Origin of the sequence: Thermoanaerobacter thermocopriae JCM 7501 (assembly GCF_001310975.1) — a bacterium.
GTDB classification, from domain to species: Bacteria; Bacillota; Thermoanaerobacteria; order Thermoanaerobacterales; family Thermoanaerobacteraceae; genus Thermoanaerobacter; species Thermoanaerobacter thermocopriae.
The window spans coordinates 59,144-72,177 of record NZ_BAZY01000007.1 but is presented as its reverse complement, the minus strand read 5'-3'; the positions used below and the strand labels follow the sequence as shown (position 1 = coordinate 72,177).

The window sequence follows — 13,034 nt, the reverse complement described above, 5'->3', positions numbered from 1 at the left end:
GTGGAACAATGGAGTTTATAGAAAACTGGATAACACAGATAATTTATATTGCAATTCTCTCGATAGTTTTAGAACTTTTAGTTCCTTCCTCTAGTTTAAAAAAATATGCTAAAGTTGCAATAGGTTTTGTAATTATGATTACTATCTTAAATCCATTGATTAATTTTTTAAAAGGAGGAGCAAATATAGAAGCCTACGTATTTAAAAATAATTATTTTTTAAAAAACATAGATGTTGAGCAAATTTCAAAAGAAGCACAAAAGCAGAGGAATAATTTAATTGTGGCAGAATACAAGAAAAGGTTGATTGAACAGATTAAAGAAAGACTTGTAAATCTGTATGAAATTGAAGGAGTGGAAGTGGATGTCTCATTTGTAGAAGACCTAAATGACAAAGAATTTGGAAAAATAAATGAAATAACCCTATCTTTCAAAAGTACCACAATGGCTTCTCAAAACTCAGTAGAAAACAAAAAATTTAACGAAGAAATTAAAAAAGCAATAAGTGCATTCTATAATGTACCGTTAAAGAATATAACTATAAAAGAGGAATAAATTGAAAGGAGGTACTTGAGTGGATTTTAATAAACTTAAAGATAAATTTTTAAAAGATAATAAAAAGTTAATGGAAAATTTGACTGTTATCTTTTTAATAGGTTTGATTTTGTTAATAGGTGCGAGTACTTTTAAACCTCGTCCTTCAAATAACAATGAAGATAAAGAATTGGTTATGGCTCAAAAAGAAAATAATAGTGAAGATTATGCTCAAAAATTAGAAAAGGACCTAGAAAATATATTGTCAAGAATTGAAGGAGTGGGAAATATTGAAGTCCTCATTACGCTAAACTCAGATGAAGAGGTGGTAGCTGCAATGGATGTGGTAGAATCCAGTACTACTACAAATGAAAAAGATAGTAGTGGCGCCGTAAGAGAGACCATTCAAACAGAATCAAACAACAAAGTAGTTACCTCTCAAGATACCTCTGGGCAAAATAAACCTATTGTATTAAAAAGGATAATGCCTGAAATAAGGGGAGTGATTGTAGTTGCAGATGGTGCAAAAGATCCAAAATTAAGATACGAACTTTCTTTGGCTGTCCAAACTGCTTTAGGTATTCCTGCTTATAAAGTTAAGGTGATATCTTCAAAATAAAAGTGAGGAGGAGTTTTTATGGTTTTTATGAGAAAAAAGCTTATAGCAATTATATCTCTTGTCTTGCTAATAGCTATTGCTTTTGTTTTAAACTATGGGTATACCAGCAAGAAAGACGAAGCCGCTAAAAATGAATACAGCCAGAATCTGGATTCTATTCAAACAAGTACTTCTTCTGCAAAGGAAACTAGTACAGAAAAAGATAAACTTTTTACTGGAATATTTACTACTTATAGAGAAGAAAGAGAAATAAATAGAAGCAGAAGTATTGATGCTTTAAAGGAAATAGTAGAAAATAAAAATACCAGCGAAACTACAAGAGAGGAGGCTCAAAAACAAATAATAAAACTTACAGAAATAACAAACCAAGAAATGATAATAGAAAATTTGATAAAAGCTAAAGGATTTCAAGATGCAGTTGTGATGATAGACAACGGTGTAGTAAATGTAATTGTTCAGGCTGATGAACTGTCAGAGGAAGAAGTAGCTCAAATTGTAGATATTGTCTCCCGACAGACAGGAGTTTCATTAGATAATATAAAAATCATGACAAGACTGGAATAAGAAAACTTAATTGTTTTTGAGTCTACAATTATGATATAATTTATTTTGACAAATATCTGTTTTCTCTAAAAATTTATGTATTTAAGGGGGTGAAATTTATGGAAGAAAATGTAAATACAAATGAAAATCAAGAGTTAGGAACTATTAAAATCTCTGAAGAAGTAGTTAGTATCATTGCAGGCTTGGCGGCAACGGAAGTACCTGGAGTGGCTGGAATGAGTGGGGGAGTTGTAAACGGTATTTCTGAAATGTTGGGAAGAAAGAATTTGGGTAAAGGCGTAAAAGTAGAAGTAGGAGAAAAAGAAGTGTCAATAGATTTGTACTTAATTGTGGATTATGGTGTTAGAATTCCTGAAGTAGCTTGGAATGTGCAAGAAAATGTCAAAAATGCTGTGGAAAATATGACAGGATTAAAAGTTGTTGAGGTCAATATTCATGTTCAAGGGGTAAATATGGATAAAGAAAATAAAAAACAAAATGAGCAAGTTAAAGAAGATTTAAACTAACCCTCTGCTTTACAGAGGGTTAGTTTAGATAGAGTTATGGTACAATATATGCAAGAGGTAAAATTCAAGGAGTTGGGAATAATGAACAGAACAGAAGCCAGAGAATGGGTTGTAAAAATGCTTTATCAATACGATATTTCAAGGTTTCCTATAAGCAAAATATTTGACAATTTTTTATAAAGAAAAAGATCCTGGTGACCAAAAAGAATACATAGAAAATACCGTTAAAGGAGCTATTGAACACTTAGAGGAAATTGATAAAGAAATAGAAAAATATTCTCAAAATTGGGCTCTTAACCGTATGCTAGAATAGATTTGGCTATTTTAAGATGCAGCATTTATGAAATGATTTATGGAAATATTCCTGTAAATATTTCCATAAATGAAGCTGTAGAAATAGCCAAGAAATACAGTACAGAAGATTCTCATGTGTTTATAAACGGCTTGCTGGGAGCCTTTGTAAGGGATAAAGGATTGGAAGTGGGTGAATCGAATGATAATTGATGGTAAGGAAATTTCTAAAAAGATAAGGGAAGAGGTAAAAAGAGAGATAAGGGAGTTTGGCTATAAGCCTAGATTAGCAATTTTGATGGCTGGAAATGATGAGTCTTCAAAAGTTTATGCAAACTCTAAAGTTAAAGCTTGTAAAAATGTGGGGATTGAAGCAGAAATTTATTATTTTTCGGAAAACGAAGAATCTAAGTTTTTTGACATCTTAAAATTTTTAAATGAAGATAAAAACACTCATGGTATAATGATAGAAATGCCTCTTCCCAAAAGTTTTAATGCCGAATTAGTCTACGATACTATAAACCCTTATAAAGACGTGGATGGCATATCTAATTACAACATGGGAAAGTTATTTGCCGGAAAACCTCTTTTTATACCTTGTACTCCTAAAGCAATTTTATATATACTGGAAAGCATTAATACTCAATTTGTGGGAAAACATGCTGTTGTAGTAGGAAGAAGCAATATTTTAGGGAAACCAGTAGCTAAGCTTTTATTAGACAAAAATTGTACGGTTACTGTGTGCCATTCAAAAACAAAAGACTTGGCTTATTATACTAGACAGGCGGATATTTTAGTACTAGCGGCTGGTAAGATGAAGTTGGTGAAGGAAGATATGGTTAAAGAAGGAGCAATACTTATAGATGCGGGTATAAACGTTTACCAAAATAATATATATGGAGATGCAGATTTTGAAAAGGTAAAAGATAGATGCTCTTCTATAACACCGGTACCAGGTGGAGTTGGACCAGTTACTACTGCAATGATACTCAAAAACACTTTGGAGGCCTTTAAATATGCAATTGAAGGCGCTTGAAGTCAGAGAAATTACAGATTATATCAAAAAAATGATGGACAATGATATAATTTTAAGAAATGTACGGGTTAGAGGAGAAATTTCTAATTTAAAATACCACAGCACAGGAATATATTTCACTTTGAAAGACGAAATAGCCTCATTAAAATGTGTGATGTTTAACGAATATGGAAAGCTTTTAAATTTTACTTTGCAAGATGGTATGTCAGTGATTGTGACAGGTAGAATAACTGTATATGAGAAAAATGGAACTTATCAACTGTATGCTCAAAGTATACGATCTGATGGAATTGGGGCTTTATATTTTGCTTTTAATAAACTTAAAGAGAAACTGCAAAAAGAAGGACTTTTTGATTCTGACAAAAAGAAGCCTATTCCTAAACATCCTAAAAAGATTGCTGTGGTGACTTCTCCAACAGGGGCTGTAATACGAGATATAATAACAATTTCTAAAAGGAGAAATCCCACAATAGATATTTTAGTAGTTCCTGTTTTAGTACAAGGAATCTCAGCTGCCGATGAGATATGCAATGCTCTTCGAATTTTGAACAAAAGGAAAGACATTGATGTGATTATTTTAGCAAGAGGTGGAGGATCCTTAGAGGAAATTTGGCCTTTCAATGAAGAAAAAGTGGCAAGATGCATTTATGCATCTCGTATACCAGTTGTTTCTGCAGTAGGACACGAGACAGACTTTACTATTTCTGATTTTGTGGCAGATTTAAGAGCTCCTACTCCTTCTGCTGCTGCAGAAATTGTAGTGCCAGATATAAAGGTTTACCAAAGAGAGATATTTTTATTAAAAACAAGGCTTATAACATTAATGATGGCAGAGTTAAAACGTAAGAAGAAAGAGTTGGAGAGCCTTAGAAGGGCTCTTTACTTTAACAGTCCTATTAAGAGAAATGAAGTTTTAAAGCATAAAATCGAAAGTTTAAAAAGCTCTTTGTGCAAGGAAATGCTTTCTATATATAATAGGAAGAAAAACGATTTTTTGATTTTGACAGAAAAATTAAATTCTTTAAGTCCATTAAACGTGCTTACAAGAGGCTATACAGTTATTTTAGACAAGCAAGAAAAAGTTATTTCTTCTGTGAAAGACATAACACCTTATGAGGAAGTAAAAATTTTATTTAAAGACGGTAATGCTAAAGCAATTATACAAGAGGTGAAAGAAGATGCAAGAGGAGTTGAGTTTTGAGGAAGAGATGACAAAATTAGAAGAAATTTTAAATAAATTAGAAAAGGGAAATTTATTATTAGAAGAATCTTTTAACTTGTTTAAAGAAGGCATTGAAATTTCCAAGAGATTAGAAAAGAAATTAAGAGAGGTTGAAGGAAAAATAACTCTTCTTATAAACGAAAGCGAGGAAGTTGATTTTAAAGAGGAGGAAAAGGATGTTTAAAGAGCAACTAAAAGAAAAACAACAGCTTATTGAAAAAGAATTACACAGGATATTAGAAGTGGAAGAAAACCCACAAATAATCTACGAGGCCATGAAATATAGTGTATTTGCTGGTGGAAAAAGGTTAAGACCAGTATTATGCCTTTCTTCTTGTGAACTTTTTGAAGGAGACATAAAAAAAGCCCTTCCTGTAGCTTGTGCAATAGAGCTCATTCACACTTATTCCCTTATACACGATGACCTTCCAGCTATGGATAACGACGATTTGAGAAGGGGAAAGCCTACAAATCACAAGGTTTACGGTGAAGCTATAGCAATACTGGCAGGAGATGGACTTTTAAATTTGGCCTTTGAAGTCCTAATAAGGCATGCTTTAGAAAATCCCCATGATTATCAAAGGATTTTAAAAGCTACAGATGAAATTGCGCGAGCCTCAGGTTGCAAAGGAATGATTGGTGGACAAGTGGTGGATATACTTTCACAGAACACAAAGCTTACTTATGAAGAATTAAAATTTATGCATGAACATAAAACAGGTGCTTTGATAGAAGCATCTGTTTGTGCAGGAGCTTACATTGCTGGTGCTATAGAAGAAGATATTCATGCATTAAGAGAATATGCAAGTTTGATAGGTCTTGCTTTTCAAATAAAAGACGATATATTAGATGTAATTGGAGAAGAAGAAAAATTGGGCAAAAAGGTTGGTAGTGATAGAGAAAAAGGCAAAGTTACTTTTGTCAATATCTTTGGCTTAAAAAAATCCCAGCAAATGGTTGTAGAACTTACACAAAAGGCTATAGAGATTTTAGATAGATTTGGAGAAAAAGCACTCTTTCTTAAAGAATTGTCTAATTATTTAATTGAGAGAGTAAATTGAAGAATAAAGGAGTATTGACACTACTTTTTAAAAGGAATGAGTTTTTTGATACGTAAGGGAGTATAGTAGCCTTTTAATCACTTTGTATAGGTTTGATATTGATATTTTTATTATGTTATAATTAAGATACCTTGAAGAGAAAGGCAAAGTGGTGCAGTATCCTAGTCAGAGGCGCTAATCCCGAAGACGGGCCTAAAAATCCGTCAAGGGCACATCGATGAAGTTCCTGGTGCTGGCTTTCAACGCCCAGTTGGGGGCTGGTGCTGGGAGTTAAGGAGGGGGGGCGATCCACAATGGCATGTGGGCGTTGACCCTTCCTCCGCGGAGACCCACCTGCGTGGCTCTTAAGCTATGGGGTGGGATGAACCTGTCGCGCGGCCATAAAGCTGCGGACAGTGTAGCCTGCCTTGAGTGATTCGGGTGGATATCAGTTTTAATTTAAGCAGTAATTCAATGAGCTCTTGAATTACTGCTATTGCTGATGAAACCCGAATTGCAAAAGAGGATAGGGATTAGTCCCTCTGGTGAGGAAAACTCCTAGGCTGTGCCTTGCCGGCGGCATATTGGGGATTACAGTGCGGGCTAAGTGGCAATCCAGTCTTACCTTTGGCAACAAGGTAAAAGCGGGCTTAAAGGGGAACCGCTGAACGGTGACGTTCAGTGCCTGCTTGGGAAATCCTACTGGACCTAAGCCGCAAAGTTTACTCAATATGCTACCACTTTGCCTACATATACCATAGGAGGTTCTTTTTTTATTATGAAAAACAAAAGCATAAATATGGATTATAAATGGATTTTACATATATCTATTATAACCTTTTTTCTTGCTACCATATTAAATTTTTTTCTGATGTTGCATTGAAAGAAAGCAATCTCATTGTAGCCTTTTGCGTTCTTGGTTTTATAGTGTTAATTGGTATAATTTTTGATGTAATAGGTACAGCAGTGATTTCAGGCAGAGAAGAACCCTTTCATGCAATGGCAGCTAAAAAAGTATTTGGGGCAAAGGAAGGCATAAAACTTCTCAGAAATGCTAATATAGTAGCTAATTTTTGCAATGACGTTGTGGGAGATATTTCCGGGATTGTATCTGGGGCTGCTCTGATGGCGATAATTGTAAAATTTACTTTTGAGGGAGCTAAAGGCTCTATTTATACTGCAATTTTAGGAGGTCTATTATCTGCCATTACCATTGGAGGAAAGGCTGTGGGGAAGAACATAGGTATAGCTAAAAGTCAGTCTATTGTGTATGGAGTTGCTGTGATGCTGGCGTGGATTGAAAAAAAAACAGGTATAAAGATTTTGCCAGATTTTAAGAATAATAAAAGGAAGAAAAGAAAGTGAGGGTCTTTAAATGCTTGAACAAATTGATAGCCCTTATGATCTAAAAAAATTAGACAAGAAGGATTTTCTCCTGCTTTGCAGAGAAATACGCCAATTTTTAATAGAAAAGGTGTCTAAAACGGGGGGCCACTTAGCATCAAACCTTGGAATTGTTGAACTTACTATTGCACTTCATTATGTTTTTGATTCTCCGGTTGACAAAATAATTTGGGATGTTGGGCACCAATGCTACGTACATAAAATGCTTACGGGAAGGAAAGACCAATTTGACACTTTGAGAAAATTCAATGGCCTTTCTGGCTTTACTAAAAGGGCAGAAAGCGTGCACGATGTATTTGGAGCTGGTCACAGCAGTACCTCTATATCTGCAGCATTAGGTATAGCCAAGGCAAGAGATTTGAAGGGTGAAAAATACTCTGTAGTAGCAGTAATTGGGGATGGAGCTTTAACTGGTGGTATGGCTCTTGAGGCATTAAACGATGCAGGAAGGTCTGAGACAAATTTGATTGTTGTATTAAATCACAATGAAATGTCGATTTCTGAAAACGTGGGCAGTTTATCTTTGTATTTAAGCAAGCTAAGAACAGATCCTACTTATAATAAATTAAACAAGAAGTTGATAATTTACTCAATATTGCGCCTCCAATTGGGAAAAGTCTGCATAAATACATCGAAAAGATAAAAGATTCTGTAAAACAGTTAGTAGTGCCGGGAATGTTTTTTGAAGAGATGGGTTTTACATATTTAGGACCTATTGACGGACATGATGTTGGAGGCTTATAGAGGTTTTAGAAAGAGCAAAAAGAATGAAAGGACCTATTTTAATACATGTTGTTACCAAAAAAGGTAAGGGCTACAAATTTGCAGAAAAATTTCCAGAGAAATTCCATTCTGCAGCTCCTTTTGACATACAAACGGGGAAGTTTGTAAATGAGGAACAGGAGACTTATTCTGACGTATTTGGAAAGACTCTTACTGAAATGGCATTAAAAGATGACGAAATTGTTGCAATAACTGCTGCCATGCCAGAAGGAACAGGACTTATTCATTTTGCAAAATTAATACCTGAAAGATTTTTTGATGTTGGAATAGCAGAGCAACACGCTACTACCTTTGCAGCAGGAATGGCAGTGCAGGGATATAAGCCTTACTTTGCAGTGTATTCTACTTTTTTGCAAAGGGCTTATGACCAGATTATCCACGATGTATGTATACAAAAATTGCCTGTTGTTTTTGCAATTGACAGAGCAGGGATTGTAGGGGAAGATGGTGAAACCCATCAAGGAGTTTTTGATTTATCTTATTTAAGGCCAATTCCTAATATAGCGATTATGTCTCCAAAAGACGCAAATGAATTGGTTGAAATGATTAAATTATCAAGAAATCTTGACTTTCCTGTTGCTATAAGGTATCCAAGAGGAAAAGCAGGAAAATTTGATATTACAAGAGAATGCAGTATAGAGTTTGGAAAGGCAGAATTGGTTTGTGAAGGAAAAGAGATAGCGATTTTTGCATTAGGAAGAATGGTAGAAAAGGCATTAAAGGCGAAAGAAATTTTAAAAGCCTCTGATTTGCAACCATTTATTGTTAATTTGAGATTTGTCAAACCTTTAGATGAAGAGCTAATTTTGGATATTTCAAACAAAGTTAAATTTATTGTTACAGTAGAAGACAATGTAATAGTGGGTGGCGTTGGAAGTGCTATACTAGAGCTTTTGAATTCTACCGGAATACATAAGCCAGTTTTACGTTTGGGATTTCCTGATAAATTTATTGAACAGGGAGATGTGGAAAGTTTGTTTAAAAAATACAATTTGGATGCCGAGTCTATCGCAAATACTATACTACAAAAATATAAGGAAATGAGGTAAATATGGCGTCAAAAAAAGAAAGATTGGATGTTTTACTAGTTCAAAAAGGTTTTTTCTCTTCAAGAGAAAAAGCAAAAGCTTCTATTATGGCAGGAGAAGTATATGTTGATGGCAAGAAAATTGAAAAAGCTGGAGAGTTTGTCAACATAGATTCTTCAATCGAGGTAAAAACTAACTCTTTACCTTATGTAAGTAGGGGTGGACTAAAGTTACAAAAAGCGATAGAAACTTTTAATATTGATGTGACTGGGAAGATTGCCTTAGACATTGGAGCTTCTACAGGAGGTTTTACTGACTGCCTTTTGAAACATGGTGCTATAAGAGTATATGCTGTAGATGTAGGATACGGGCAATTGGATTGGAGTTTAAGAAATGACCCTCGGGTTATAAATATGGAAAAGACTAATATAAGATTTTTAAAGACATTGCCTGAAATAGTGGATATAATCACAATAGACGTCTCCTTTATTTCCCTTGAACTTGTAATACCTTCTGCAGATAAATTTTTAAAATCAGAGGGAGACTTGATAGCTTTAATAAAGCCGCAATTTGAAGCGGGGAGAGAAAAAGTAGGCAAAAAAGGTGTTGTAAAAGATCCCGCTGTTCATAAAGAAGTGATTGAAAAAATTGTGACCTTGTTTCAAAAATATAATTACGGTATAATAGGCATTACCTATTCTCCTATAAAGGGTGCAGAAGGCAATATAGAATATTTAATTTGCGGTAAAAAAGAAATTAAAAATCAATTCAACTTTGACATTGCGAAAATTATAGAAGAGGCTTTTAAAACTTTGGACAAATAAAATATTTAGCAGGAAAATTTGTTTTTTTGTAGAATATGATAAATGTGGTGATATTATGATGAAAAAAGTCGGTGTTATTCCCAATATTAATAAAGATAAAGACTTAGAAGTAACTAAATCCATTGTAAAATGGCTACTGGAGCATGATTCTGAGCCATATCTTAACGAAATAGTTGCTTCTAAAATGGGTTATGATAAATACGGTAAAAAATCCACAGATATATATAGTAAGTCCGATTTTATAATTGCACTAGGAGGAGATGGCACTATTTTAAATGTAGCGAGGCTTTGTGCACCTTTTGGCACGCCTATTTTTGCCGTAAATTTGGGTCACCTTGGATTTCTTACAGAGGTAGACATGAATGAGGCGTTTATTTCTTTAGATAAAATATATAAGGGAGAATATACAGTCGAAAAAAGGATGATGCTGGAAGCAAATATAGTTAAAAATGATATGGAAATCATTAATTTTAGAGCTTTAAATGATATTGTTATTACAAGAGGAGCTTTTTCAAGAATGGCTCGCATAAATGCCTATGTAAATAACAATTACGTAGATACCTATTTAGCAGATGGAGTAATAATTGCAACTCCTACTGGTTCAACTGCTTATTCGCTTTCGGCGGGCGGACCTATTGTATATCCTACTGTTGAAGTTATAATAATAACACCCATCTGCCCTCATACTTTGTATTCAAGGTCTATAATAGTTTTACCAGAGGATGTTATAAGATTGGAAATAAGCGAAGAAAATCACGATTTAATGATAACAACCGACGGGCAACAGGGATTTAAACTTGATTATAGAGATATAATTTACATTAAAAAGAGCAATGAATATACCAATCTTATAAAAGTAAAAAATACCAATTTTTTTGATTTGTTGAGGGACAAACTTACAGAAAGATAAAATGAGGTGATGGCTAATATGATGAAAATAGCTCGGCACGCTAAAATTCTTGAAATAATCTCTGAAAAAGAAATTGAAACACAGGAAGAGCTAGCAGCTGAACTTCAAAAGCAAGGTATTGATGTAACTCAGGCTACTGTGTCAAGAGATATAAAAGAATTAAGACTTATAAAAGTGTTAACAGAAGATGGGAAAAGATATAAATACGCACCGATGGGAAAAGTAGACAGCCATATCACAGATAGGCTAATGACTCTATTGTCTGAGTCTATAATTAGTGTTGATTATGCAGGAAATATCATAGTTATAAAAACGTTATCAGGCACAGCTCCTGCAGCAGCAGAAGCTATCGACACATTAAATTGGAATAATATAGTTGGCACATTAGCAGGAGATAATACTATTTTTGTTTTAGCGAGAAATGAAGAAGCTCTTCAAGAGTTGTTGGAGAAATTCAAAAAGTTAATTAAGTGATTTCTGGGGGTTTTGCTATGCTTTTAGCACTTAGCATTCAAAACGTTGCATTAATTGACAAGGCAGAGTTGCAATTCGAGGAAGGATTCAATGTATTAACTGGTGAGACAGGAGCAGGCAAATCTATAGTTATTGATTCGGTCTTGCTGCTTTTAGGCGGTCGGGGCAGCAAAGAGATAATACGCACAGGTGAAGAAAAAGCTATTGTAGAGGGCGTATTTTTTGTGGATTCCAATAAAGATAAAATTGTAGAAATTTTAGAAGAAATAGGTTTGGAGTTAGAAGAGGATGACACTTTAATAATAAATAGGGAAATTACAAAAAACGGAAGAAGTTATTGTAGAATAAATGGCAGAATAGTGCCTCTTTCTTTTTTGAGTAAAATAGGAGCTTTCTTAGTAGATATTTTAGGCCAACATGAGCATCAGTTTCTTTTAGACAATACTAAACATCTTTTTATCTTAGATAACTTTGGGGATGAGGAGTTTAAAGCTTTAAGAGAAAAATTTAAGGAGCTATTAAAAGAATACAACAGGATACAAAAAGAGATTTCAAGTTTTTTTAAAGATGAGAAAGAAAAAAATGAAACAATTGAGCTTTTGAAATATCAAATTGAAGAGATTGAAAGGGCAAGTTTAAGCGTAGAAGAAGAAAGTCAGTTGTTAGAAAAAAGAAATTTATTATTAAATTTCGAAAAATTATTCACCGCTATGAATTCTAGTTACAAATTTTGTACGAAGGTAGTGGGAGCTTTTCTGTTTTAGATAATTTACATGTTGCAATTAAAAATTTAGAAACTGCTCTTACTATAGATGAAAAGTTAAAAATTTTGAAAGATAAATTGGAGAATATCCTATATGAATTAGAAGACTGTGCTTTGCAGATACGGGATTACTTGAAAGGCTTAGATTTTAACCAGCAAAGTTTAGAGGAAATTGAAATGCGATTAGATCAAATAAATTTCTTGAAAAGAAAATATGGACCTACAATACAGCAGATTTTAGAATTTAAAGAAAATAAAAAAAGGGAATTAGAGGATATATTAAATTTTGAAGAAAAGCAGCAAGAATTAAAGCTTAAGCAACAAAAATTATGGGAAAAAATTTTAGAAGTTGGTGAAGCATTACATCTCAAAAGGAAGCAAATGGCAGAAAATATAGAAAAAAATATAAATCAAATTTTAGTTGAACTTAATATGCCAAATGCTTATTTTAAGGTGAATATAGAAAAAATGGGAGAACCTACTGAAACTGGATTTGATAAGATTGAATTTTTAATCTCTACAAATAGAGGAGAGCCTCTAAAGCCTTTATCTAAAATTGCTTCTGGTGGTGAACTTTCAAGAATTATGCTGGCATTAAAAACTATTCTTGCTTCGGCAGATGGAATTTCTACTTTGATTTTCGACGAAGTTGATACGGGAATAAGCGGAAAAACTGCCCAATTAGTGGCGGAAAAAATGGCATATCTTTCTAAAAAACATCAATTGATCTGTGTTACTCACCTACCTCAAATTGCTTCTATGGCAGATACTCATTATCGAATTTCCAAAATAGAAAGAAAGGAAAGGACTTATATTAATGTGGAAAAACTTGATTATCAAGGAAAAATAAATGAATTAGCCCGTATTATGGGAGGCTCCCGTGTTACTCAGACTACTTTAGACCATTCAAAAGAATTACTAGATATTGCATCTCAATTTAAAAGCAAAATTTAATATTTTGGTTTGACCTCACTTCCTTTTACTATCGGCTAATATATTGACAGTATATAAAACTTTAAAAAAGGTTAAGTTAATTT

General features: G+C 33.6%; 11 protein-coding genes and 4 pseudogenes. All 15 read left to right on the top strand.

What is annotated here, in order from left to right; genetic code table 11:
* Positions 1-8: 8 nt before the first annotated feature.
* Complete coding sequence (gene spoIIIAF / locus JCM7501_RS04575; protein WP_012995148.1) at positions 9-554, top strand: stage III sporulation protein AF; 546 nt, start codon at positions 9-11, stop codon at positions 552-554.
* 19 nt (positions 555-573) lie between these two features.
* Entirely contained in the window at positions 574-1,152 is a 579-nt protein-coding gene (spoIIIAG, locus tag JCM7501_RS04570; RefSeq protein ID WP_013150269.1) for a stage III sporulation protein AG, read from the top strand.
* An 18-nt stretch (positions 1,153-1,170) separates the two neighbouring features.
* Positions 1,171-1,716 (top strand): SpoIIIAH-like family protein, encoded by a 546-nt coding sequence (locus tag JCM7501_RS04565; RefSeq protein WP_028991930.1) that lies wholly within the window; start codon positions 1,171-1,173, stop codon positions 1,714-1,716.
* 98 nt (positions 1,717-1,814) lie between these two features.
* Positions 1,815-2,222, top strand: a complete 408-nt coding sequence (locus JCM7501_RS04560; RefSeq protein ID WP_012995151.1) for an Asp23/Gls24 family envelope stress response protein — start codon at positions 1,815-1,817, stop codon at positions 2,220-2,222.
* 81 nt (positions 2,223-2,303) lie between these two features.
* Positions 2,304-2,726: pseudogene (gene nusB / locus JCM7501_RS04555) on the top strand (transcription antitermination factor NusB).
* Complete coding sequence (locus JCM7501_RS04550) at positions 2,716-3,549, top strand: bifunctional 5,10-methylenetetrahydrofolate dehydrogenase/5,10-methenyltetrahydrofolate cyclohydrolase (RefSeq protein WP_028991929.1); 834 nt, start codon at positions 2,716-2,718, stop codon at positions 3,547-3,549. Before nusB ends, JCM7501_RS04550 begins: the two are co-directional and overlap by 11 nt.
* Positions 3,530-4,750 (top strand): exodeoxyribonuclease VII large subunit, encoded by a 1,221-nt coding sequence (xseA, locus tag JCM7501_RS04545; protein WP_028991928.1) that lies wholly within the window; start codon positions 3,530-3,532, stop codon positions 4,748-4,750. Before JCM7501_RS04550 ends, xseA begins: the two co-directional genes overlap by 20 nt.
* Positions 4,728-4,955, top strand: coding sequence for an exodeoxyribonuclease VII small subunit (xseB, locus tag JCM7501_RS04540; protein ID WP_012995155.1), 228 nt, complete (start codon positions 4,728-4,730; stop codon positions 4,953-4,955). The genes xseA and xseB overlap by 23 nt, the downstream gene beginning before the upstream one ends.
* A complete protein-coding gene (locus JCM7501_RS04535; RefSeq protein WP_013150273.1) occupies positions 4,948-5,832 on the top strand; it encodes a polyprenyl synthetase family protein in 885 nt (294 codons plus the stop codon). Before xseB ends, JCM7501_RS04535 begins: the two co-directional genes overlap by 8 nt.
* A gap of 757 nt (positions 5,833-6,589) precedes the next feature.
* Positions 6,590-7,176, top strand: a pseudogene (locus JCM7501_RS04530) (hypothetical protein).
* 10 nt (positions 7,177-7,186) lie between these two features.
* Positions 7,187-9,047 (top strand): annotated as a pseudogene (gene dxs / locus JCM7501_RS04525) (1-deoxy-D-xylulose-5-phosphate synthase).
* A gap of 2 nt (positions 9,048-9,049) precedes the next feature.
* Positions 9,050-9,850, top strand: coding sequence for a TlyA family RNA methyltransferase (locus tag JCM7501_RS04520; RefSeq protein ID WP_012995159.1), 801 nt, complete (start codon positions 9,050-9,052; stop codon positions 9,848-9,850).
* A gap of 58 nt (positions 9,851-9,908) precedes the next feature.
* Positions 9,909-10,760 (top strand): NAD(+)/NADH kinase, encoded by an 852-nt coding sequence (locus JCM7501_RS04515; protein WP_028991927.1) that lies wholly within the window; start codon positions 9,909-9,911, stop codon positions 10,758-10,760.
* Positions 10,761-10,778: 18 nt separating this feature from the next.
* On the top strand, positions 10,779-11,234 hold the full coding sequence (locus JCM7501_RS04510) for an arginine repressor (protein WP_012995161.1): 456 nt from the start codon (positions 10,779-10,781) through the stop codon (positions 11,232-11,234).
* 17 nt (positions 11,235-11,251) lie between these two features.
* Positions 11,252-12,951: pseudogene (recN, locus tag JCM7501_RS04505) on the top strand (DNA repair protein RecN).
* The last annotated feature ends 83 nt before the right edge of the window (positions 12,952-13,034 follow it).